Origin of the sequence: Methanoregula sp. UBA64 (assembly GCF_002502735.1) — an archaeon.
In the GTDB taxonomy this organism is placed as follows: domain Archaea; phylum Halobacteriota; class Methanomicrobia; order Methanomicrobiales; family Methanospirillaceae; genus Methanoregula.
On record NZ_DAQC01000001.1, the window covers coordinates 473,067 to 496,533 of the forward strand.

Annotated in this window: 17 protein-coding genes; 4 read left to right on the plus strand and 13 right to left on the minus strand. The window is 55.9% G+C overall.

Annotation, left to right across the window (positions count from 1 at the left end):
• Positions 1 to 91: 91 nt before the first annotated feature.
• The 4 genes from gyrA to ercA form a co-directional block, all read right to left on the minus strand.
• Positions 92 to 2,602: a DNA gyrase subunit A gene (gene gyrA, locus BP758_RS02345; RefSeq protein ID WP_292368338.1), complete on the minus strand. Its 2,511-nt coding sequence runs from the start codon at positions 2,600 to 2,602 to the stop codon at positions 92 to 94.
• Complete coding sequence (locus BP758_RS02350) at positions 2,592 to 4,655, minus strand: DNA topoisomerase subunit B (RefSeq protein ID WP_292368340.1); 2,064 nt, start codon at positions 4,653 to 4,655, stop codon at positions 2,592 to 2,594. The genes gyrA and BP758_RS02350 overlap by 11 nt, the downstream gene beginning before the upstream one ends.
• Before the next feature lie 144 nt (positions 4,656 to 4,799).
• A complete protein-coding gene (locus tag BP758_RS02355) occupies positions 4,800 to 5,927 on the minus strand; it encodes a PAS domain S-box protein (RefSeq protein WP_292368342.1) in 1,128 nt (375 codons plus the stop codon).
• Complete coding sequence (gene ercA / locus BP758_RS02360) at positions 5,911 to 7,068, minus strand: alcohol dehydrogenase-like regulatory protein ErcA (RefSeq protein ID WP_292368344.1); 1,158 nt, start codon at positions 7,066 to 7,068, stop codon at positions 5,911 to 5,913. Before ercA ends, BP758_RS02355 begins: the two co-directional genes overlap by 17 nt.
• A gap of 445 nt (positions 7,069 to 7,513) precedes the next feature.
• Here ercA and cbiM point away from each other — a divergent pair, with 445 nt between their 5' ends.
• The 4 genes from cbiM to BP758_RS02380 all read left to right on the plus strand — a co-directional run bounded on the left by cbiM (position 7,514) and on the right by BP758_RS02380 (position 10,197).
• Complete coding sequence (gene cbiM, locus BP758_RS02365) at positions 7,514 to 8,239, plus strand: cobalt transporter CbiM (protein WP_292368346.1); 726 nt, start codon at positions 7,514 to 7,516, stop codon at positions 8,237 to 8,239.
• Positions 8,240 to 8,255: 16 nt separating this feature from the next.
• Positions 8,256 to 8,579, plus strand: a complete 324-nt coding sequence (locus BP758_RS02370; protein WP_292368348.1) for a PDGLE domain-containing protein — start codon at positions 8,256 to 8,258, stop codon at positions 8,577 to 8,579.
• Between the two features lie 116 nt (positions 8,580 to 8,695).
• Positions 8,696 to 8,878, plus strand: coding sequence for a hypothetical protein (locus BP758_RS02375; protein ID WP_292368350.1), 183 nt, complete (start codon positions 8,696 to 8,698; stop codon positions 8,876 to 8,878).
• Between the two features lie 959 nt (positions 8,879 to 9,837).
• Positions 9,838 to 10,197 (plus strand): hypothetical protein, encoded by a 360-nt coding sequence (locus BP758_RS02380; RefSeq protein WP_292368352.1) that lies wholly within the window; start codon positions 9,838 to 9,840, stop codon positions 10,195 to 10,197.
• Between the two features lie 735 nt (positions 10,198 to 10,932).
• Here BP758_RS02380 and BP758_RS02385 read toward each other — a convergent pair.
• The 9 genes from BP758_RS02385 to tgtA form a co-directional block, all read right to left on the minus strand.
• Positions 10,933 to 11,703, minus strand: a complete 771-nt coding sequence (locus tag BP758_RS02385) for an energy-coupling factor ABC transporter ATP-binding protein (RefSeq protein ID WP_292368354.1) — start codon at positions 11,701 to 11,703, stop codon at positions 10,933 to 10,935.
• 94 nt (positions 11,704 to 11,797) lie between these two features.
• Positions 11,798 to 12,739 (minus strand): cobalt ECF transporter T component CbiQ, encoded by a 942-nt coding sequence (cbiQ, locus tag BP758_RS02390; RefSeq protein ID WP_292368357.1) that lies wholly within the window; start codon positions 12,737 to 12,739, stop codon positions 11,798 to 11,800.
• 304 nt (positions 12,740 to 13,043) lie between these two features.
• The gene (locus BP758_RS02395) at positions 13,044 to 14,903 is read right to left on the minus strand and encodes a type II secretion system F family protein (RefSeq protein WP_292368359.1); all 1,860 of its coding nucleotides are present in this window, start codon (positions 14,901 to 14,903) and stop codon (positions 13,044 to 13,046) included.
• Positions 14,904 to 14,905: 2 nt separating this feature from the next.
• Positions 14,906 to 16,651, minus strand: a complete 1,746-nt coding sequence (locus BP758_RS02400; RefSeq protein ID WP_292368361.1) for a type II/IV secretion system ATPase subunit — start codon at positions 16,649 to 16,651, stop codon at positions 14,906 to 14,908.
• 736 nt (positions 16,652 to 17,387) lie between these two features.
• Positions 17,388 to 18,773 carry an NAD(P)(+) transhydrogenase (Re/Si-specific) subunit beta gene (locus tag BP758_RS02405; protein WP_292368363.1) on the minus strand — a complete coding sequence of 462 codons (1,386 nt, stop codon included), beginning with the start codon at positions 18,771 to 18,773 and terminating at the stop codon, positions 17,388 to 17,390.
• Positions 18,770 to 19,087 (minus strand): NAD(P) transhydrogenase subunit alpha, encoded by a 318-nt coding sequence (locus BP758_RS02410; RefSeq protein ID WP_292368365.1) that lies wholly within the window; start codon positions 19,085 to 19,087, stop codon positions 18,770 to 18,772. Before BP758_RS02410 ends, BP758_RS02405 begins: the two co-directional genes overlap by 4 nt.
• Entirely contained in the window at positions 19,084 to 20,262 is a 1,179-nt protein-coding gene (locus BP758_RS02415; protein WP_292368367.1) for a Re/Si-specific NAD(P)(+) transhydrogenase subunit alpha, read from the minus strand. The genes BP758_RS02410 and BP758_RS02415 overlap by 4 nt, the downstream gene beginning before the upstream one ends.
• Positions 20,263 to 20,347: 85 nt before the next feature.
• Positions 20,348 to 21,985 carry an archaeosine synthase subunit alpha gene (gene arcS, locus BP758_RS02420; protein WP_292368368.1) on the minus strand — a complete coding sequence of 546 codons (1,638 nt, stop codon included), beginning with the start codon at positions 21,983 to 21,985 and terminating at the stop codon, positions 20,348 to 20,350.
• Positions 21,982 to 23,433 (minus strand): tRNA guanosine(15) transglycosylase TgtA, encoded by a 1,452-nt coding sequence (tgtA, locus tag BP758_RS02425; protein ID WP_292368370.1) that lies wholly within the window; start codon positions 23,431 to 23,433, stop codon positions 21,982 to 21,984. The genes arcS and tgtA overlap by 4 nt, the downstream gene beginning before the upstream one ends.
• Positions 23,434 to 23,467 lie beyond the last annotated feature (34 nt).

The window sequence follows — 23,467 nt, forward strand, 5'->3', positions numbered from 1 at the left end:
CGGTCTGTAATCAAATCCTGGGACGGGTGTAAAAAAAGAGACGACCTCCTCCCACTCCCGGGAGGGGCCAACGGGAAAAAAGAGCCGGGGGTTATGGCGCCGGCGGCGCTGTCGGGGTATCCGGTTCGGTGCCGGCTTCAGGTGCATCTTCAGCTTCAGGCTGGACGATTGCAACGCCGACTACCTTATCTTTTTCGTCGAGGCGCATGATCCGGACACCTTTGGTGCCCCTTCCTATGATCCGCACTTCGCTTACCCGGGTGCGTATGACAATGCCGGCCGCGGTCATCACCACGATCTCATCGGTATCCGAGACCGCACGGGACATAATAACCACGGCATCGCGTTCGAGCGAGATGTTCCGGACACCCCTCGTGCCCCGCCCGTGCCCGCGGAATTCGTCGAACTCGGTACGTTTCCCGAAACCGACATCGGAGATGGTAAGGAGGTGGTCCTTTTCAAGCAGGGTAACTGCCACAACGGTGTCCCCGCCTATCAGGTTCATCCCTTTGACACCCAGCGCACCGCGTCCTACCGTCCGCACCGTCTCTTCGTGGAACCGGAGGCTCTGGCCGAACCGGGAGGTCAGCACGAGCTCGTTGTTGCCGTTTGTTGAGATTACCTCGACCAGCTGGTCGCCTTCCCGGAGCCTGATGGCGTTTGTACCGATCGACCGGGGGTTGGAGAACTCGGTCTGCGGGATCTTTATAACCTGCCCGAGTTTTGTTGCAAAGAGGAGGAACCGGTCCTCGCGGAACTCGCGGATGGGGATTACGGCGGTTACGATCTCCTCTTTTAAGTTCAGGAGGTTTACGATCGGTTTGCCCTTTGCCACCCGGGAACTCTCGGGGATCTCGTACACCTTGAGCCAGTACACCCGGCCGAGGTTCGTGAAGCAGAGCAGGAAATCCTTCATGCCGGCGACAAAGACCGAATCGACAAAATCCTCTTCCTTTGTCGTCATGCCGGTGATGCCCCGTCCGCCCCGCCGCTGTTTGCGGTAGGTGTCGAGATCCATGCGCTTGATGTAATTTGCCGTTGTGATAGAGACGAGCACCGTCTTATCCTCGATCAGGTCCTCGGTGGAGATATCGCCGACGGCATTTGCAATCTTTGTCCTTCTCGCGTCGCCGAACTTTGCGGCAACCTCGGCAGTCTCCCGCCGGATCTCGTCCTTGATGTTAGATTCGTTCGAGAGGAGCGTTGTAAGCCGGTTGATCTCTGTGACCAGGCCCGCCTTCTCGTCATTGATCTTCTGCTGCTCAAGGGCCGCGAGACGACGCAGCTGCATCTGGAGGATCGCGTTTGCCTGCAGCTCGTCAAGCCCGAACCGGGAAATAAGCGTGAGCCGGGCATTGTCCACCGTGTCGGACCCCCGGATCGCAGCGATAACCTCATCGATCCGTGAGAGGGCTAGAAGCAGCCCTTCGAGGATGTGAACTTTCTCCCGCGCCTTTTTCAGATCGAACTCGGACCGGCGCCGGATCACTTCGATCCGGTGCTGGACAAAGTGGCCAAGGAGGCCGTGAAGGTTGAGGATCTTGGGCTGGCCATCGACAATCGCAAGGTTCGATGTCCAGAAACTGGATTCCAGTGCGGTGTTCTTGTACAGGTTGTTCAAGATAACCGGCGCCATCGTGCCTTTACGGAGCTCGAAGACAACCCGTATGCCTTCCTTGTCGGACTCATCGCGGATATCGGTGATGCCATCGATCCTCTTTTCCTTGACCATATCGGCGATGCCGCTGATCCACTGGGCCTTGTTCACCTGGTACGGGAGTTCGGTGACAATGATCCGGTCGCCCCGGTTGCCCCCCTCCGATTCCTCGATCTCCGCGACACCGCGGACAACGACCCGGCCCTGGCCGGTGGCGTAGATGTTCTTCACACCCTCGACGCCCATCATGATGCCGCCGGTCGGGAAGTCCGGGCCGGGCATGATCCGCAGGAGTTCCTCGACCGGAACGTCCGGGTTATCGAGATAGGCCGAAACCGCCGCGCAGACCTCCCGGAGGTTGTGCGGGGGCATCTTTGTAGCCATACCTACCGCAATACCGTCAGTTCCGTTGACAAGAAGGTTCGGGATCTTTGCCGGAAGGACGGTGGGCTCCTTGAGCGATTCATCGTAGTTTGGTACAAAATCCACGGTTTCCTTGTCCAGATCCTCAAGGAGGGCTTCCGCGTACGGGAAGAGCCGGACTTCGGTGTACCTGCTCGCTGCCGCAGAATCCCCGTCAATGGACCCGAAGTTGCCCTGTCCCTGCACAAGCATGTGGCGGTAACTGAATGGCTGGGCCATCTTGACGATGGTATCGTAGATGGAGGAATCGCCGTGCGGGTGGTACTTACCCATCACGTCACCGACCACCCTTGCGCTCTTTTTTGTAGGCTTGTCGGAGGTGTTCCCCATGTCCCACATGCCATAGAGCGAGCGGCGGTGGACCGGCTTAAGGCCGTCCCGGACATCAGGAATAGCCCGGCTGATGATGACCGACATCGCGTAGTTGATAAACGAGGTCTTCATCTCGTGCTCGATGCTGATCGGCTCGACACGGTGGGTCTGCGGGGCTTCGGCCGGGGGGTTCTTGTTATCAGATGTCAAGGTTTGTCACCTCCTTTGCATGGCGGATGATGAACTCTTTTCGTATCTCCACATCCTTCCCCATCAGGGTCTTAAAGATCTCGTTAGCATCCATCGCATCCTCGATGGTCACCTGCAGGAAAATGCGGTTTGCCGGAGACATGGTCGTATCCCAGAGCTGCTGGGCATTCATCTCACCCAGACCCTTGTACCGCTGGACGGAGACGCCCTTGTCACCCATGGCAGCAGAGACTTTCTTCATCTCCTCTTCCTTGTACAACCACTTCTCTTCTTTTCCTTTTGAGACACGGAACAGGGGAGGCTGGGCGATATACACATACCCGGCCTCGATAATTTTTGGCATGTACCGGTAGAAGAACGTCAAAAGCAGTGTCCTGATATGCGCACCATCCACATCGGCATCGGTCATGATCACGACATGGTGGTACCGGGCCCGCTCGATATCGAACTTGTCCCCGATGCCGGTCCCAATCGCTGATATCAGCGTCTGGATCTCGGCGTTCTTTAAGATCTGGTGTTCGCCTGCTTTTTCCACGTTCAGGATCTTGCCCCGCAGGGGGAGGATGGCCTGGAACTTGCGGTCCCGGCCCTGCTTGGCGCTGCCGCCTGCCGAATCCCCTTCCACGATATAGATCTCGCTCTTTGCCGGGTCGCGTTCCGAGCAGTCGGCAAGTTTCCCGGGAAGACCTGAGCTTTCGAGAGAGCTCTTGCGCCGTGCGAGTTCCCTCGCATTCCTCGCTGCCTCGCGTGCCTTTGCTGCCGAGAGGGATTTCTCGATAATGATGGCAAGCACTTTCGGGTTCTCGTCAAAGTACTGGTTGAGCGCTGCATATACAAGCGAATCCACAATGCCCTTGATGTTGCTGTTGCCAAGGCGCATCTTGGTCTGGCCCTCGAACTGGGGGTTTGCCATCTTAACCGAGATCACCGAGGTCAGGCCCTCGCGGACATCCTCGCCGCGGAGGGAGATGGTCGCATTCTCTTTTATAAGGTTGTTGCGTTTCCCGACCGTATTGATGGCCCGGGTAATGGCGCTCCGGAACCCTTCGAGATGGGTGCCGCCCTCGCGGGTATTGACGCTGTTGACGTACGAATACGTCTTCTCATCGTAGCCGGTGGTGTACTGGAGGGCGATCTCGATCTCCACCTTGTTCTCGGGATCTTTCTGGGTGATATCGATGGGAACCGCATGGAGGCACTCGGATCCCTCGTTTAAGTATCTCACGAACTCCGAGAGCCCGCCCGTACAGTACGAAGCACGGGTGCCGGTCCGCTCATCGGTGATCCGGATGGTGAGGCCGGCATTTAGGAAGGCAAGCTCGCGGAGCCGGGATGCCAGGATATCGTAGTCGAACGTGACCGTTTCAAAGATGGTCGGGTCCGGCTTGAAGGTGATTAATGTACCGGTGAGTTTTGTGCCGGTTTCCGCAAAGAACCGCACGCGATCCTCGGCCGTGCCCTGGGACGGATCGCCCGGTTCCGGGAGGCTCTGCTGGCCGCCGGAAGTTCCGGTGCTCCGTACGAAAGGTGCCGGCTCGCCGTACCACTGCTGGTACCGGATCACTGCTTCGGCAAGTGTCTCCTCCCGCTGCGTGAGCGGGCCGGCAGGGATGCCCCGGGCAAAGTGCATCTCGTAGATATTGCCGTCGCGGTACACCCGGGCGGAAAGGTTGGTGGAGAGGGCATTGACCACGGATACCCCGACCCCGTGGAGACCTCCCGAGACCTGGTAGGTGGCCTTGTCAAACTTGCCCCCGGCATGGAGAACGGTGAGCACCACTTCGAGCGCACTCTTATGGTTCTTCTCCATCGTATCGACCGGGATGCCCCGGCCATTATCCACAACGGACAGCGACCCGTCCCCGTTGATAACGACCGAGATTAAGGTGCAGAAGCCGGCAAGTGCCTCATCGATCGAGTTGTCCACGACTTCGTACACAAGGTGGTGGAGCCCCCGGGTATCGGTGCTCCCGATATACATGGCCGGGCGTTCACGAACCGGTGTGAGCCCTTCAAGTATCGTGATGTGGGATGCATCGTAGGAATCAGTCAAAGGTAACCTCCCTTAAAAAATCATTAAAAAAAATTCCTGAATTTATCACAATAAATATTGGATTTTGGGGAGAAAAACCCTTTTGATCTCAAGAGAACCAGACTGGCTGCCTGTTGGCAGTACGCCTCTTCAGGGCCCCCTATCTTATACTTGGAACCGGTACCCGTCTTTTGGGACCCGTATGATGAACCGGAGCATTCCGGCATCGCCGTTCTCGGCTATCGAAATCCCGGTCATATCGAGGATCTCTTTGGTGAAGAACAGGTTCGGCCCCGAGGTCTTTGCAGGCGCCCAGACAAACACCGATTCCCGCTGTTCGGGCGGGAGCCCGGTCCCGGTTTTGAGAAAGGTAAGGGTAAGTCCTTCGTCTACCTCTTCGTGGGAGAGCTGGACCGGCACCGTCATCCCGCCATGGGCATACATGAATTCCATTAAATGGGTGAGGCCCTTTTCGAGCAGGGGGTCCGAGAGGATCTCAAGCCGGTCCATATCCGTACACCGGGTGATGGGGATAGGGGGGAGGTGCGAGATCGCATAGAGCAGTACCCCGGAAAAGTTCTGCCACCGGGGATGATGGACACCGAGTTTCTGGTAGTTCTCTGCAAGTTCGATATGGTTCTGGATATCGAGGGTGGTCCCGGCCAGTTTTTCAAGGATGGTGATCTCTTCGGGATGTTTTGCTATCTGCCTGAGCACATCCAGGTATGCCCGGACAATAAAGATCTGGCTCTTGATATCGTTCCTTGTCAGGGAATTGATCAGGTTGAGCTTTTTCTGGGTAGCCACGAGCGCCCGCTCGTACCGGAGCCGCTCGCTGATATCGCGGGCAACGATAACCCCGTACTTCTGCTGATCGATGGTCACGAAATGAATGGAGAGTTCGGCAGGGATCATCCGTCCCTGCGCCGAACACAGGGTGGTCTCGATCTTTTCCTGCGCCCCGGATTCGGCAGCATGCAACAGGAGCACCTGGAACTGTTCGCGTTTTTCCGGGACAACGAGGGCTGCAATCTCCAGGTTCGCAAGCTGTTCCGGGGAGAATCCGAGCCGGGCACTTCCTGCATGGTTTACCTCAACGCAGGTGTTCTCCGGGGTTTTTATCACGAGGATCATATCGTGGGTCTCGTCAATGAGCGCCCGGAACCGCTCCAGTTCCGATAACCTCTGCTGGAGAAGCGGGTAATAGCTTTTATGAACGGACGACTCTCCCATCCCGATGATCCGTTCGCGGAGGGATTCCCGGTCCTCCGGCTGATCAGAGGAGGGATTCATACAGCGCCTCGATCTCTTCTGTTTTCGGGTCCCTGGGGTTGGTGGCCATGCAGACATCGTGCATGGCATGTCCGGCAAGTAACGGGATAACCTCTTTTTTCACGCCAAGGGATCCGAGCGTTGCCGTGATCCCAAGAGCCGTGCGGAGCCGGCAGATCTCAGCGCAGATCAGATCGCACCGCTCCTCCGGCAAGACGTTCCAGACCGGAAGTCCCATTGCCTCGCCAATAGCATTGTACCGGTCCGGTGCCGATGGATAGTTGTACCGTATGACCGTATCGAGCAGCAGGGCGTTGCATTTCCCGTGGGGAAGGTCGAGGTAGCCCCCGAGACTGTGTGCCATTGCATGGACTGCACCGAGGCTCGCATTCGAAAAGGCAAGGCCTGCATTGAGGCTTGCAAGCATCATCCCGCTGCGGAATGCAATGTCATGCGGGGACTCGACGGACGCTTCGAGGTTTTTTACCACAAGCATTATCGCTTCCCGGGCATGGAGATCGGTGAGCGGAGAACTGGCATTGGACACGTACGCTTCGATTGCATGGGTCAGTACGTCCAGCCCGGTATAGATAGTAAGATTCCGCGGGAGGGAGAGCAGGGTCTCGGGGTCGATGAGCGCAATATCGGGTACCAGGGTCTTTGATATGAGGGCGATCTTGACCATCCGGTCGGTATCGTTGATGATGGCAAACTGCGAGACATCGGCGCTCGATCCTGCGGTCGTGGGGATACAGATCAGGGGGGGCGGGGGAACGATCACCCGGTCGACGCCTTCGAACGCGGTGATGGGACGGCCATTGGACGAGACAATCCCGATGCCTTTTGCACAATCGATGACCGAGCCCCCGCCTACCGCCACCAGCGCAGAACAACCGGCAGTCTTAAAACAGGCCGCCCCTGCCATCACGTTTTCCGCACGCGGGTTCGGCATAACCTCGGAAAATATTTCGGCGCTTACTCCTGCCTGGAGGAGATCGTTCAGGATTTCATCGACAAGCCCGGTCTTTCTGACACCCGCGTCGGTGACCAGCAGCACCTTTGCAGCCCCGAAGTTCTTTGCATACCTGCCGGCCAGGTGCCGGGCTCCGGCGCCAAAGACAATCTCGGGTGCAAGGAACTTGCGTAACTCTGACGGATTCATGGTATCGGCTCGTGCCCCCGTATGATCACATGGCCCGATACGGGATTGGGGTAACCGTTTGGTGGTTCATCATGGTTAATAAACCATCTGAACATGCAGCATCTATAAAAATCCGGATATTATGTCACGGTATTGAATGTACAGGCTGGCGTGTTTGTATACCTGGTCTAGATTGGGCAGGATCTTCAGAATCCCGGAATCCGGGCACACCCGGTACCGGCTGCGGGACTTGTGTCTCGCCGGGAAAGATGCAAAAAAATGTTGATTGACCAGAGCCGGTAAGATCCAGATATATTACAACAATTACCTCCAGGGTTATCAATATTATAAATAACCACCATTTTGTCAAATCAATTCGAATCATTATTTCAATGGATCATAGTTGTTGCTACGAAATAGGCAGTTTTTTATAACAATAACAAAGTATCATTACTCCGGTGAAAAGATGCATATTCCTGATGGATATCTTGGACCAACAACATTTATCCTTCTGTATATTGTGATGATTCCGATCTGGCTGTACGCCGGATACTGGGTGCAGAAGCATCTCCGCTCGCGGCAGGTACCGTACCTTGCCCTGGCCGCTGCATTCTCGTTTGTCATCATGATGTTCAATGTCCCGGTCCCCGGGGGAAGCTCGGGACATGCCGTGGGCAGCGCCCTTGTGGCCATCATCCTTGGCCCCTGGGCAGCAGTCGTGACAACATCGGTCGCGCTTCTTATCCAGTGCCTCCTGTTCGGTGACGGCGGCGTCACCGCGTTCGGGGCGAACTGTTTCAACATGGGCGTTGTGATCCCGTTTGTCGGGTTCTATGCCTATAAACTGATCAGCGGGAACTCCCCGATCACCTCGAACCTCAGGATTGCCGCAGCAGCAGTAGCCGGCTATGTCGGCTTAACGGTTGCCGCTGGTGTTGCCGGCTTTGAGATGGGTATGCAGCCGGTTCTCGAACATACTGCCGCGGGCGTGCCTCTCTATATGCCTTACGGGCTGAACGTGACGATCCCGGCAATGCTGATCGAGCATATGGTATTCTTCAGCTTTGTCGAGGCGATTATCACCGCGCTGGCATTTGCGTACATAGCGCGGAACAGTCCGGAGATCATCTTTGACTACAAACCGGAAAACGACAAAAATGCAGATGCCGGAAAAGGAGCGCCTACTGCGTAAATGAGGGGTGAAAAAGATGGACAAGACCCTTAAGGTATTAATTATCGCGATGGCAGTACTCGTGGTCATCGTTCCAATCGGCCTGATTGCAACAGGAACGGCTTTTGGGGAGTGGGGCCCCGATGAGCTCCAGGAATCAATCGGGTACGTGCCGGCCGGGCTCCAGCAGCTCTCGACACTCTGGAGTCCGCTCCTGCCGGACTATGATTTTGCCGGTGGAGAGCATGACACCCTCCCGACACAGGCACCGGGCTATTATGTCTCCGCCATTATCGGCGTCCTTCTCTGTGCCGGTGTAGGATACGTGCTCGGAAAGGCAATTATCAAGCGGACCGATTAAGGTCTCTGAAAAATTTTCTTTTTTTATTATGCTCTTCCGGCAGCCGGGCGTTGACCGGGTTTTATCAGATCGAAATGTCCAGATGATCATGACAAAGTAAAAGGGGAGGCATCAGTATGGCAAAAAAACGATCCGTCCCGGTCACACAACCGTCCCATACAATACTCAATGGTATACAGCGGGTTATCGATCTCGTAAATGAGAACAAGAACTGGTTTTATATTGCTATTATCGGGTTCTGCCTTTCCATAACTCTCCTCTACAATCTCGGCCGGTTCTGGGGCTGGTGGACTGCCTGATCCCGGGTATCCCGGTCAGATAAAATGCAGATATCGGGATCCGATCAATTGAAAATATGAAAATATCCCGGGCAGGAACCGCAGAATTTTGCAGGTAGAAGAACATCCTCTTTTGAGAGACTGATGAGATATATACCACCATTCCGGGGGAAATGGACTGGATACTGCTAACCAGAACCATCAAAGTAATTTAAATACGAAGCTGTCGTTTTCCATGGATAAGGAAAACCATGTTTCAGAATTTCTGCACGAGGGGGGAACGGAAACTGAGGCGCCATGGTGTCGCACGAAAAGCTGCGGCCCGGTTCGCGAAGTTTTTCTCTGTCTCCGTGATCCCCCCATGCAGACTTTTCTGGCGGTTTTTTGGTATCCCACAGGAATTGTTTGAGTCGATCGCCATTGCCGGGAAGATACACGCGGACACCCGGCATGGTACTCTTCTGCCCGCTGTTTTTATCATACGTCGGTGACCGCCGGTCCGGGCGCTGAAGTATAATCCTACACGATACGGATGCATTAGCCTGCTGTCCGTTTCGTGACAAAAAAATTGTGGCTTGCACTACATCGCTCCCGGGCTGGCGTTAAACGGACAATTGCGGTACGGGGCAGCAGGTCCCGGGAGCCGGAAAAAAAGGATGGAGGTACGATCAAAAAAACCCATGAAATGGTGATGAATGAATGGAAGTACCAGCAACAAACAGGAAAACTGCGGCTGGTCCGGATGCAACAGCAACCGGTGCGGCCGGAACTGTGAGTGAGAACGAAGAACTGGAATGGGGGAAGCGCCATATCCCGAGAGGACCGCCGGTGTATCTGGCGGACCGGGTAACTGAACTTCACGATATTCCCCTGGCGCCGGGCCTCTCTGCACTGCCACGCCGGCGACCGCACCGGAAGATCGTACGGCCGCAACCGGCATGTTGTGCAGAACACGTGCCGGATGACAGGGATGATGTGGCATGACAAGGGGTCCGCTCCCCAAAAAAGCGATCGATGAGGCCCTGCCCGTTGCTCAGGCCCGGGGTATGGTTATTCTCTGCAAACCCGGCGCAGGGAGCGTGTGCGACTTTGCGATCGCGGGCTTGGCCCTGACTTCGCTTGTTCGGGTGAAACGGAGCCGGAGGATCCACTGCCCGTTGCCGGAGATAGAGTTGCAGTTTGCCGAACCGCTCGCACGGCTCCGGCTCGTGCCCGCCACAAGCGAACGGTGCCGGGAACTCTGGGTCTGCGGGCAGTACGGGACCATGCGGTTCTTCCGCGTAAATGATAACGGTCTTTGCGAGATCAACCGGGACGGCAGACCCCTGGCGGGTACCTGACAGGTGATGACCGGCGGGAGGAAGATTCGCTGCCCCCGAAGACCTCAGTATGACGGATCCTGTGGGAGTACCTCCCGGATCTCTTCATTTCAGGCCCCATTTACCTCTTTTTGGAACAAAAACAAGTCATTTTTTCAAAAAACCAAGTCTGTTTCCCGGGTTTTTCATCATTTTTCCCAGAATTTATACCGAAAAATTCCGAACGGACACCAAGCGTATTCAGGCTTGTTTGGAGGGAGGATCGAAGAGGGAGATGAAGGGCAGCACAGAGGAAAAACAGAGGGCATAAAACGGGCGCTATACTCCGACAAAAGGGAGTCGGGAACAAAAAAAGATCAATCCTGACAAGGGGTACTGCAGTACCCCGACCCACACCCTCATCCCGGATACATAGGTGTGTCGGGCCCTGAAGGGAGATACTATCAGATCTCATCATTTCAGGCCCCGTTTACCTCTTTTGGGGACAAAAACAAGTCAGTTTCTTTAAAAACCAAGTCAGTTTCCCGGATTTTTTACCATTTTTCCCGGAATTAACGCCGGAAGATCCTGAACCGGCACCAAGCGTATTTAGGCTCGTTTGGAGGGAGTGGCAAAGAGGGAGATGAAGGGCAGCACAGAGGAAAAACAGGGGGCATTTAACGGGCACTATGCCTCATGCAAGGGGCGTCATGGAAAAGTGCCCATTTTCAAATCGGGGCATCTCAAATAAAAATTGATCACAGGATCGGTACTGAATTATACAACACCGGGCCCGTGCATATGATCGTGTTCCTTTGAATGGGCATGCAGGTGCTCATGAAGAAGTTTTCCGTGACGGTGCATGTGCCGGTGGATGAGGTTTGCCTCCATCAGTAAATCCAGGTTGCCCATAACGCTGGCACAGTCCGAATCAACATGTATCGTATGATCTTCCCCGACAACAATTGCCCGGGTGCTGATCTGTTCGACAATATCGAGGTCATGGGTGGCAGTGATAATGGTTTTTCCGCACTTCGCGAGTTCCTGGATGAGCTCGATCAGCCAGATCTGGCTGCGCGGGTCAAGGCCCCCGGTAGGTTCGTCAAGGAGCAGGACATCGGGATTTGTCGACAGGATCGCGGCAATGCAGACCTTCTTTTTCTCGCCACCGCTCAACATGTGAGGCGCCCGGTCGCGGAGGTTCTCGATACCGAGCATGGCGATAACCTCTTCGGTGCGCTTCTGCACTTCCTCGGGGGGCAGGTCCAGCTGGAGCGGACCAAAGGCAATCTCGTCAAAGACCGTTGACGAGAAGAGCTGGATATCCGGGTTCTGGAACAAAAATCCTACTTTTTTCCGGAACGACCGGTTGAATTCATTGTCCTCAAGGGTGTCGAACATCTCTTCCTTTACCAGGTTCCCGAATGCGTAAAATTCTCCCGAGGTGGGGTACGTCAGTGCATTCAGGATCGAAAGAAGCGTAGATTTCCCGCTCCCGTTCGCCCCGAGGATAGCGACCTGCTCACCGGCTCGGACTGAAAGGGTCACTCCCTTCAGTGCTTTAAACCGTCTCAGGTACGTATAGGAAACGTCACGCAGATCGAAGATGGGTTCCATGAGAAGCCTCGTATTTTTTTTTTAGTTAAATCCGTATCAGGTTCTGGGACGCAAGCATCAGGAATATACTGAGCGCCACCACACTCACGCACGCCACATAGTCCCTTCGGTGTATCGAGTACCGGTGCATAATTTTGATGTCGCCGTTAAATCCCCGTGACATCATAGCCCCGTGTACCTTCTCGCTCATATTAAGTGATTTTATCAGCGTATAGCCGACACGGCCCCCCACCCATTTCTGTTCTTCTATCAGCGGCAGGGTCTTGATCGACCGGCTTTTTTTTGCCGTATAAAAGCCCCGGACCATATCGGTGAAGAGGAAGATGTACCGGTAGCACATGTCCAGCGTAAGGACATAGACCTTGGGGACTTTGAGCGAGCGGAGGGATTTGAAGAGAAGATCCCGGGGTGTGGTGAGGAACAGGAGGACGGCTGCCGATACGCAGGTTGCAACCCGCAGGACAAAAAGGATGGCGAGCATCACACCCTGGTACGTGATGGTGATGACCGGCGGCAGCGCAAACGGCCCGAAATGTGCATCCGGGCCTAACGTTGCAACCGTGATCAGCGTATCGCCGGGCATAAAGACGTTGAACATGATCGGGATCATGATGATTCCGGCAAAGATCGGGATGAAGACCCAGACCCGTTTCAGGAAAAAACCCAGTTCTATCCTGCTTGCCCAGGCAAAGAAGAGTGTCAGCACGTACACGATGGCAAGGAGCCGGATATCGCGCGTCATTGCGATGGCAAAAATGAGGACAACCATCGAGACCAGTTTTACCCGGGGGTCCAGGCTTTGCAGCAGGCCTTTGCGTTTGGCAATGCTGTCGTTAACCAGGCATTCCTCAAAGAAGGTGAAGATGTCAGAGATCGCCTTCTGGACAAAACTTTTCTTTTTGCCAAAACTTGCCGTGCAGCAGGGACAGGGGCCGGCTTCGATCTTCTGCATCCATTCCGGTATCATGGGATCTCTCATCCTGGAGCGCCCGGTGGTTTAAAAAAAGCAGGAACGGATTGCTTCCTGAGCGCCGGGCATTATTACGGTTACGATATATTGTGATATCCAGTAGTTAAAAAGTATTGGTATTTGCGATTCTGTCTGATCTGTTCAGCGGATTGCGATACAAGATATTCCGGAAACGAGCGGGAACGAATAATTACGGATATATTATTTATTGAATTTACTATCCCTGCCAGAAGAACGGCTGATTGTCCCGATTCAGTAAAAAATCACTCAAATGCAGAATCCCTGCACGTATTCAGGCCGCTCACGTAATAAAAAAGACAAACATAACCACGGTAGCAATCAGGAGAATGATACTGTGCTTGAAGCCGGAAAGGATACTGTTAGATGAGAACTGGCCGGCCATGACCCCGGAGAATGCCCCGAGGATGATCCCGATCCGGAACATCTCCGTGGTGTTGCCGGCAATATCCATGGTCACGTTCTGGCCCTTGAAACTGGCAAGGAACGGGACATTGAGCTGGTATGCAGTATAAAGGTAGATCCCGAACGAAAGGTAGATGATCATCACGTACACGATGGTGGTGTTCTCCCGTTCGCTCTTGAGCTTGAGATAATGCTCGAAATCGGTGATGGCTATCATGAATATCTGGCGCAGGTTCGTGGTGATCTCGCTGGCCCGGACCAAGAGGGAGATCGCACGTTTGACCGAGACCAGGCCGATACGCTCTTCCATGCGCACCAGTGCCGAGTTCACGTTGGTCCCGGCCCGGATATCCCGGGACGCGCTGGACAGTTCGGAACTGAGCAGCCCCAGTTTTGCTCCTGAGATCCGGTGAATGGCGTCCTGGATGGTAAGACCGATATCCTTCATATCCGAAAGTTCGCGCAGGAATTCCGGCAGGTGGGCTTCAACGTTTCGTACATACCAGCGCCGGCCTTCGTAGGCAACGGCCACGGGCGCCATGAAACCGATGATGAGCAGGCAGATCACCGATTCAAAGACATTATGCGGGAAGATACCGTCAAATATTCCCATTATCCAGAAAAGGACAAGGATGCAGTCGATAATCCCCCCCGCAATGATACTGTAATCATAGGTTTTAATGTAGGCCTGCAGAGGATGGCGGATAATATTGTAAATGCGGTTCCGTTCCTTCTGTGCCTTGATCCGTTTAAAAAAGGTCTCATCGTCACGAGTTTTTTCCGGGGAATCTGCAACAGATTTTTCAGGAATGGAAGAGCCGAAATCGTATTCGGCGATCTCCTTGTGGCTGACTTCCAGGTTCTCCGGGGGGAGCATGATGGAAAGAAGCCAGATCATCACGATTGCACCGGCCGGGATCATGATATACATCAGGGGAAGGATCCAGTCCATGCCGCTCTGGTTGGTCATGCCCTGCGCAACGATCATGATGATGAGCGCTATGGGCCCGGCCACGAAGGCAGAGACATAGACCTCCGCCATGATCTCGATGGTCTTTAACACAAGCTCCAGTTCCCGTTTTGCCTGCTCCCGGTAAAACTCGGTCTTTGCCGCAAGATAGGATGATACATCGCCCCCGCTGTCAAAGACAATCCCCAGATCGTTTAAGAAATCCCGGAGATTATTCGAAGGCGTGACATGCTGGAGATCCCGCATGGCCGAGATCAGGTCGTCGCCAAATACCTCGACATTTCGGACAATCACCCCGAACTCCTTGGATACTTCCCCGAACATGTCCTGTTCCTCGTACACCTTGCGGATCATCTCGAACGGGGGCATGGTCGTGGAGAGGGCCTGCATAAACGAGATCGCGTACGGCAGATCCAGTTCGATCTTGCTCTTGCGTCCCTGGGCAACAATTGCCGGGTGATAGATCTGGATCACGTAGATTCCCGGGACCAGTATGCAGAAGAGCAGCAGCCAGAAGATGAGGTCGCTGGTAGTAAACGGCCCGAGATTGAGAGTAAATCCCGAGACCGAGAAAAATACCAGAAGTACCCCGTAGACTGCAAGCGATGCAACAAGATTGATATGAATGGAATGAAGGTAGGTTTCCAGGGTTACCGGCATATGGGCGGCACGCAGGGACTTTCGCAGGTCCGCGCCAAACGAGATCGTTTCGTACGAGGAGATCCGCTCTTCGAGCCGGGCGAGCGGGGGAAAAGAGAGACCCCTCATGGTCAGTCACTCATGTTGTGAATCGCGTTTGCAAGATCCTGGATATCCGGCGGCCGGACTTCGATGGCCCAGGTAAAGAACTCCTGACGTTTCTGGAGCTGCCGGGATACTTCCTCGTCAGACCATCCGCGATGGGCTGCGATATCGGCAAGCACCCGGGATTTTTCGGTTTTCTTAAGGAAGGTATCGCTCTCCATATCCCATTCATAGAGAGGATACGACTGGATCTCCCCGTTTTTGTCCACTTCGATCTCGTTAATAGAAACACAGCGCCGTATACGTGTGTTCCCGAACGAGTAGAGCGACTGGATGACAATCAGGTTGAGCGCCGTAAACATGACCGGCGATACGTTGATCGGATCGTGGGTAAGCCGGTTGACCGCTTCCTGGACACTGCCGGCATGGATGGTCGAGAGCGTGGCATGGCCGGTATTCATGGCCTGGAAGAGTGTCTGGGCTTCGCGCCCCCGCACTTCTCCCACTATGATGTACTCCGGCCGCTGCCGCATGCAGGCTTTCAGTAATGAGAAAAGGTCGATATCGTCCCCTTTGACTCCGCTTGAAGTGAGTTCGCGGGTCTGGGTAGGCAGCCAGTTCTTGTGAGGAAGCTGGATCTCACGGGTATCTTCCAGCGACACAATCTTTGCATTCTGCGGGATGAAGATCGAGACCGCGTTCATGGTCGAGGTCTTGCCGCTCGCAGTGCCTCCTGCAATGATCATGCTCTTGTGATGCTCGATCGCAAGCCAGAGGAAAGCAAGGATCTCGGAGTTATATGTTTTGAGACTGAGCAGATCGAGCGGGGTCATGGGCTCTTCGCGGAACTTGCGGATGGTAAACGAGCTCCCCTTGGTGGAGACTACCTCGCTGTAGGTGAGCTGGATACGTGCCCCATCGGGAAGCGTGGCATCGACCATCGGGTTCGAGAGAGAGACCTGCTTGTTTGCTTTCTGTGCAAGTTTTAACACGAACTGGTTGAGTTCCCCTTCAGAGAATACCACGCTTGTCGGGAGGCTGCCGTAAACCCGATGGAAGATAAAGACCGGAAGCTCCTGGCCGTTGCAGCTCATATCTTCAATCGCAGAATCGTGCATCAGGACATCGAGCGGGCCATACCCGGAAAGATCGCGCCTGAGGTAATAGTAAAGGATGCCCAGCCGCTCGTCAGTCAGTGCCGGGTCGAACTGGCGAAAGATGGGATAGATGGTATCGGGATTGATGTGCTTGTCCACCGTATTTTCCGGATCGTCATAGATGATCACGTCACGGAGCCTGCCATAGGTCTCCTGGAGGATGATCTTTTCCCGGGCGGTGATGGCAGGTTCGATGATCACATACGTGAATCCGGCATTCCCCTGCCGTACGATCTTAACCGATGAAAAGGGGGGCGTCACCGGGTATTTCGTGAGCAGGCCATGCTCGGGTTTCTCCGAAGCGTCCGGATCGGCAGAAGCCACCGTCATATCCGGCTGTACCGGTTCCGGTCTTTCTGTCGGGGGAACATATTCAGGTTCCGGAAAGACCGGGGATGGGGATTCAGCAGCCGGAACAACCGACCGGGGGAAAAATCGTGTTTTTGCCGCTGCAATCCCGGTTATTAAGGTGGCAAGCGAAACCACCGAAAGGACGATTACCAAAAAAAGCGGCATATCCACCAAAAGAACCAGGGTGCCGGTTACAAGGGCGATACAAAAGACGCCATAAAAGAGAGCCTCACCGGTCTGTCCGGGCCGGGTAAGTGCAGACATCAGTTTCCGGAACGGCACCTGATACTTCTCCGGTACAATGCCGGATACGGTGAATTTTGCGGTAGCGCGGGGCGGATTCTCCCGGGGTGCTGATTCATCATGGGGGACACTTCCGGTATCACTATGGAAGACCCGGGACAGGCGCGATGAAATGCTGCCCTGAAACAGGACCAATACCCCGATAATTCCCCAGATAAGTGTCAGTGATCTTCCCCCTGCTTGTCAATAACGATCGAACGGGTGCCAGGTTGTTTAAGGTGGCGCACATGGGTGAAAAGTGCGTATATACAACAGATATACACATTTCACGTAACCGATAAAATAGTATTCGATCCTACCCCCCGAATTTGTTCATTTTTTTTAATTTACATAATCAATTAGTCAAAATTTTATAATTAATAGATCCCGGTATTTTTTATACTCTTTGTTAAAATTCGTATTACATTATCTTACACAAATTTGATGATATATCCTTTGTTAATCAATTCAAACTGAATTCAGGTACCAATTGTCGTAAACAACTAAAAAAGTTCTTTCTCATGAAACCCCGGTTTTACTAAAAAAATACCGTTGTTCTGCAAACAATCAAAAAAGGAAAACCGGCAGATCAATTCCTGCCTCTCTGTTTGTAAGGCGGGTGAACGATGGCCCCAGGAGAGGTGTCGATGGTCTTTGTAAAAAAGGGCTGACATCCCCCAAAATTAAAAAAAATGTTGTTTCCCGAATTGGAAAATCCTTACAGCTTCTTTAACGCCTGCACTAACTTCCCGACGGTTTCCTGTGCATCGCCGTAGAGCATTCTCGTGTTGTCCCGGTAGAACAGGTCGTTTTCTATACCGGCAAAACCCCTGCCCTGCCCGCGTTTTAAGACAACCACGTTCTTTGCCTGCTCCACATCGAGAATCGGCATCCCAAAGAGCGGGCTGCCCTCGCGGTGCGCTGCGGGGTTCACCGTATCGTTTGCGCCGATCACAAGGACAACGTCCGTGCTCTCGAACTCCGGGTTGATCTCGTCCCGATCAAAGAGGTGATCGTAGCTGACACCGGCTTCTGCAAGGAGCACGTTCATGTGCCCGGGCATGCGTCCGGCAACCGGGTGGATGGCGTATTTCACGGTGATGTTCTTTGCTTCGAGGAGGTCTGCAAGTTCTTTTACCTTCTGCTGGGCCTGGGCAACGGCCATGCCGTAGCCCGGCGCAATAATGACCTTGTCGGCATAGGCGAGCATGACCGCGACATCGTCGGCTTCGATCGCCTTCATGCTGCCCTGGATCTTCACGTCCGATTCCTCGGTTGCGCCAAAGGCGCCAAAGAAGACGTTTGTGATCGAGCGGTTCATCGCCTTTGCCATGTTAAGCGTCAGGAGCGAACCCGCCGCCCCGACAATGATACCGGCAACGACCATCGCGTAGTTGGGGGTTGCAAAGGAGAACCCGTCAAGGGCGACTGCAAGGCCGGTAAAGGCATTGTACATTGATATGACGACCGGCATGTCCGCGCCGCCTATGGGGAGCGTCATCAGGAGGCCAAAGCCAAGGGCGAGCACAAAGAAGAGCGGGAGGAAAACCGCAACGCTGACCGGTACCCAGGCCGGCTGGAGGATGATGCAGATCCCTGAGAAGACCGCGAACACGAGGACTGCCATGTTGACGATCTGCTGGCCGGGGAAGGTGATCGGCCGGGGCCGGAGCCATCCCTGGAGCTTCATGAACGCGATAATACTCCCCGAGAAGGAGATGGCGCCGATGAGCCCGCCGATGATGGCAACGGAGCCTTCCGCTGCACTGGCAGAACCGAGAAGCGCGATTGCAGAGATTGCTGCTGCCGCGCCGCCACCCATTCCGTTAAAGAGGGCGACCATCTGGGGCATCCCGGTCATCTCGACGCGCTTTGCCGCAAAGTAGCCAAACCCGCCGCCAATCACAATGGCGATTGCCATTAAGGCAAAATTTGTCAGGTTCGGGGTGAGGAAGGTCACGAGCGTTGCAATGAGCATCGCTGCGCCGGCCCAGACAATGCCGCTCCGTGCGGTAAGCGGGTGGCTCATCCGGTGCATGCCAATGATAAAGAAGAAGACCGTCACGATGTAGATCGGGTCGATAAGCCACGAGAGGTCGATCATTTCTTCGCCTCCGCTTTTTGCTTCTTGTTCGAACGGTCAAACATCTGGAGGATCCTTTCTGTGACCACGTACCCGCCGGTCACGTTGGCAGCGCCGAGGACAACCGCGATAAAACCGATGAGCTGTTCAAGCGGGGTCGTGGCAAGGCCGAGCGCAACCATGGCGCCGACCAGCACAATCCCGTGGATGAAGTTCGAGCCGCTCATGAGCGGCGTGTGGAGCAGTGTCGGGACGCGGCTGATGATCACATAGCCGGTAAAGGCGGCAAGCATCACGATGTAGACCGCAGTCCAGAACGTAGTAGAGTCGATCATGCCTTTCCTCCCTTTAAGAGATCAGCCGCGGGCTGGTAGGTGACCGTGCCGGCATGGACAAGCATGCTTGCCTTGAGGATCTCGTCTGCATATTCGGTGACAAGTGCACCCTCCTTGGTAAAGAGCAGGCCGAGAAATGCCTGGAGGTTCTTTGCGAGCATCTGGCTTGCATGGAACGGGACCCGGGCCGGCAGATTCGACGGCCCGATGATGGTGACGCCATGGATGTGAACCGTCTTTCCTGCCTCGGTAAGTTCGCAGTTGCCGCCGGTCTCTGCTGCCATGTCGATGATGACTGCGCCCGGCTTCATCTTTGCGACCGTCTCCTTTGTCACGAGCACCGGGGCTTTCCGTCCCGGGATTGCGGCCGTGGTGATGACAATATCGGCACGGGCAACGGCAGCGGAGACCATCTCCTGCTCCATGACCTTCTCTTCGGCCGTGAGCTCGCGGGCGTACCCGCCCTGTCCCTCGGCGTTAATTTCGAGCTCGATGAACTTTGCCCCAAGGCTCCGCACCTGTTCGCCGGCTGCGCGCCGGACATCGTAGGCCTCAACAAGGGCGCCGAGCCTCTTTGCCGTTGCAATCGCCATGAGACCTGCAACACCGGCACCGAGGATGAGCACGGTTGCCGGCCGGATCGTGCCGGCTGCGGTCGTGAGCATCGGTAAAAACTTCGGGCAGTTGTTGGCGCCGAGCACGGCTGCCACGTACCCGCCGGCAGTTGCCTGCGAGCTGAGCGCGTCCATGCTCTGGGCACGGGTGATCCTTGGGACGAGTTCGAGCGCAAATGCGGTGATTTTCCGGTCCCGCATCCGCGAGATCGCGTCGAGGTTCCGGGTCGGGTTCATGAATCCGACAGCTATTGTTCCCTCGGGAAGCTCTGCGACAACATCAACGGTGGGGGGCTGGACAAAGAGCACGATATCTGCACCGTAAAAAAGCTCGTGCCTGCCCGCTACAACCGTTGCCCCGGCGGCAGTATAGAGCGCATCGGGATAAAATGCAGCGGTTCCTGCATCGTGTTCGATCCGGACCGCATGGCCGGCCTTTACGAGTTTCTGGACAACCTCAGGAACGGTTGCCACGCGCTGTTCCCCGACAATAGTTTCCTTTGGGACGGCAATGACGACCGGGTTTTTCTCCGGTACGCCGGTGCCTGCGGGAGCAGTCATGTTATGCCCACGCTCCCGTTTGGGCGCAAATGCAATACGACAACGTCTTCACTCCATCAATAAAACTGCACGTGTATCGTATACATTAGACTGCTGACTTCTTTACTTTACGCACCCGCACCGCAACCCCGCGCTTTGATCGTTTCATCTCTGCCGCGGTCATTGCGGCCCGGCCGGTGGCAACGGCCATCTTTCCTACCACGAGCACCTCGTCACCCTCGCGGATCTCAGGGTCTGCGTCCACAATGCCCGGGACGAGCACGTCGCCCTCGGGAACAAAGTCGCTGATCTGTACCCGGTAGCCCTCCGGGATAAGGTCCCAGCCCTCGAACGTCGGCCGGAGGAGACCGTAGCCGGTGTCAATGGAGAAGAGCTGCTGGTTGTTTCTCGTGTAGAAGATCTCCGGGAAGTGGCCACGGAAGAGCATGCCCCGGGTATCCACATCGCAGCCGAACTGGTACGAAAGCATCCCGTGGAGCCGGTCGTCTTTTACCTTCCGCTCGCAGTCAAGGGCGTGACTCAGCTGCGAAAGCGCTGCCTCACCGGTCGGGTGCTCGCGGCAGGTATACTCAAGCGTGATCCCGCAGGCTTCTGCTGCCATCTCTGCCACTTTGAGCGCCCCGCCTTCGAGATGGGCGATCACCCGGTCGTACTTGTTTTTCGTGAGGTACTTTGCAAGGATGTCTGCAATGTACGCGCACTCCTCAGCATCCCAGTAGCCGGTGACCGGGACATCGTAGTGCATGGCCGGGTACACGCATTCGAGCTCCCGGGGGACAAGGCCGAGAGGGGAGGTGACGATCAGCTCGTGGGCCCGGCCGGCAATTGCCATCTGGAAACGCCGGTGGCTCTGGGAGAGCGAGTAGGGTTTTTTCGCCGAGCAGGGCAGGAGCACGGCAACCGTGGCCTTCGGGGGAATGTAGCGAGAGATGAGCCGTTCGGCAAAACGCCGGACCTCGACCCGCTGCATGGACTCTCCCGAGTTTGCCCGCATCACGCCGCTCCTGGCTATGGGTGCATACGGCTCGGACCAGGCATAGTCATGGTCGATGTGGCGCATGATGGCCACATGGTTCGCATTCATCCGGCACCGGGCCTCGACCAGTTCGCGGAGTTTTGCCTGGCCGATGAAATACCGGACAAGCCCGGTCTCTCCTTCGAGCGCGAGCCGGTTGTGGAGCCGTAGGTCGCCGGACTTACAGCCCTCGCAGGCACAGATCCCGGCCTTCTGCGCATCCGCCGGGAACTCTCCCTCGGGCGTGCAGAAGAAACCCTGCGCGGATTTGAGATCAACGGCTATGTAATCGAAGAGACCAAAGCCGGAGTAGCAGAGGATATGCACGTTTGAAGGAAGGGCAGCGCCGGGCGCGTACCAGAGCGTGTCGGCCGGTGTCCTGTTTTTGAGATTTTTGAGCCACGTTACATACTGCCGGGGATTGGCAGGCGCCGTGTGCCATCCCATCGGCATCACCACGTCGCCGCTTTCTGCCCGGTTTTCGGCATTCGGGTGGATCGTGACCGGTGCTTCCCGGCCATCGGGGAGGTATGCCTTCACGAACTCCGCAGGGGCGCCGAGCGGGACGTTCGTGCCGGCCCGGGCGGCAAGCGAGGGAAAGACTGTTCCCGTTTCGAGCACGGCAGGGAACGGGACCGCTTTGTCATCGACAGAGAGGATCCCGGCCCGGGCAAGACCGTCGTGTTTCCGGATATCGATCTTTATCATGATTCCAGCTCCGCGGTATCCCTGATCTCCTCGGAAAAGATCGTCTCCCATTCGGGATGAAGACCGGTAACCCGGATCGTGCTCTCCTTATGGGTGTCGGCAAGCCGGCGGACCCCCTTGAGACCCTGCCGGACCATGGCGGCGTCCCACTCGGGGATCTCGCTCTGGCCGATCGGGAAGGTCTCTTTGAGTTCCGGGGGATAGGGCCCGAACGGCGGCTTGAAGTACAGCACCGTGTCGTACCCCTCCCTCATGCCGTTATCGCAGGCAACAAGAACGTTTTTCCCGAGCCGGAGCCGGGCAAGCTGGCGCTGGTACCGGAGCACCTCGGTCCGGGCACAGCTCTCGTCGCCCCGGTAGAAGAACCGGCGCTTGGAGGCCCGGTCGAAAACTTCGAGCTCCGCATTGTGCGTGAGCAGGCGCCGGTACCCCGAGAGGAGCTGCGGGTGGTTCCGGCACCGCTCGTCCACGAGCTCCCAGAGCGTGCCGTCCGTGATCGCCTGCCGAATCCGCGCAATCTCGGCCAAGGTGACGGCAAGGTTGTGGAGGGCGAGGAGTCTTGTCCGGTCCTTTGCGGTCCGCAGCTCTTCGGCCGTGTGGCTCCGGCAGACTGCACACGAACAGGGGAGATCGGCAAGCTCATCGATCTTGAAACTCCCGTGCGTGGTGAGGTACCGCCCCTCTTTTGCATAGAGCGCATAGGCAGCGGAATCGAAAAGGTCGCAGCCCATTGCCGCGGCAAGCGCAAACATGGCCGGGTGGCCGGCGCCAAAGAGGTGGACGCAGGATGAGCGGGGCAGCGTGCGCTTTGCGGCCATCACGACATCCACGAGGTCCCGGTACCGGTAGGACTCCATGAGCGGGACAACCGCCCCTATCGGGCAGAAAGAGAAACCGAGATCGCCGACCTCACGGGCTGCCTTCTCGCGGAGGTCCTGATACAGGCTTCCCTGCACCGGCCCGGCAAGCGGCGCGTCGTTCCCGAAGAGTTCCTTTGCCTCGCGGAGCCGCTCCATGGTGATCGCAAGTTCCCGTTCCGCGGTCTCCCGGTCGGCATCCGGGGAGGTGGGGATATCGAGCGGCACCCAGATATCGCTCCCGATTGCTTTCTGGTACGAGAGCGTCTGTTCGTTGGTGATCGAGACCTGCCCGTACACCGAGAGCTGGAACGAGCCGGAGTCGGTCATGATCACGCCGTCATAGTCCAGCAGCTTGTGGAGGCCTTCCTCTTTGACCCGCTCGGAGTATTGCTTGCTCTGCGAAAAGATGTAGGCGTTGGTAATAAGCGCCTCGACGCCCATTGCCCTGAGTTCCTTTGGCGAGACCAGCTGGAGGTGGGGGTTGATAACCGGGAGCAGTGCCGGTGTCTTTACCACTTTCTTATTCACGACCAGTTTACCGGTCCGTCCTGCAATATCGTTGTCCAGGCTCTCGAATGCTATTGCCATGCCGCGGGTGCACCCTCCTGCCTTATGGTATGCA

Bases quoted from the DNA above. Each gene is read 5' to 3' on its own strand.
- cbiQ (WP_292368357.1), bottom strand. From the start codon at position 12,739: ATGATACCGGAATGGATGCAGAAGATCGAAGCCGGCCCCTGTCCCTGC.
- BP758_RS02355 (WP_292368342.1), bottom strand. From the start codon at position 5,927: ATGAATCCCTCCTCTGATCAGCCGGAGGACCGGGAATCCCTCCGCGAA.
- BP758_RS02405 (WP_292368363.1), bottom strand. From the start codon at position 18,773: ATGATCGACCTCTCGTGGCTTATCGACCCGATCTACATCGTGACGGTC.
- BP758_RS02375 (WP_292368350.1), top strand. From the start codon at position 8,696: ATGGCAAAAAAACGATCCGTCCCGGTCACACAACCGTCCCATACAATA.
- ercA (WP_292368344.1), bottom strand. From the start codon at position 7,068: ATGAATCCGTCAGAGTTACGCAAGTTCCTTGCACCCGAGATTGTCTTT.
- cbiM (WP_292368346.1), top strand. From the start codon at position 7,514: ATGCATATTCCTGATGGATATCTTGGACCAACAACATTTATCCTTCTG.
- BP758_RS02415 (WP_292368367.1), bottom strand. From the start codon at position 20,262: ATGACTGCTCCCGCAGGCACCGGCGTACCGGAGAAAAACCCGGTCGTC.
- BP758_RS02400 (WP_292368361.1), bottom strand. From the start codon at position 16,651: ATGTCTGCACTTACCCGGCCCGGACAGACCGGTGAGGCTCTCTTTTAT.
- BP758_RS02370 (WP_292368348.1), top strand. From the start codon at position 8,256: ATGGACAAGACCCTTAAGGTATTAATTATCGCGATGGCAGTACTCGTG.
- BP758_RS02380 (WP_292368352.1), top strand. From the start codon at position 9,838: ATGACAAGGGGTCCGCTCCCCAAAAAAGCGATCGATGAGGCCCTGCCC.
- tgtA (WP_292368370.1), bottom strand. From the start codon at position 23,433: ATGGCAATAGCATTCGAGAGCCTGGACAACGATATTGCAGGACGGACC.
- BP758_RS02395 (WP_292368359.1), bottom strand. From the start codon at position 14,903: ATGAGGGGTCTCTCTTTTCCCCCGCTCGCCCGGCTCGAAGAGCGGATC.
- arcS (WP_292368368.1), bottom strand. From the start codon at position 21,985: ATGATAAAGATCGATATCCGGAAACACGACGGTCTTGCCCGGGCCGGG.
- BP758_RS02410 (WP_292368365.1), bottom strand. From the start codon at position 19,087: ATGATCGACTCTACTACGTTCTGGACTGCGGTCTACATCGTGATGCTT.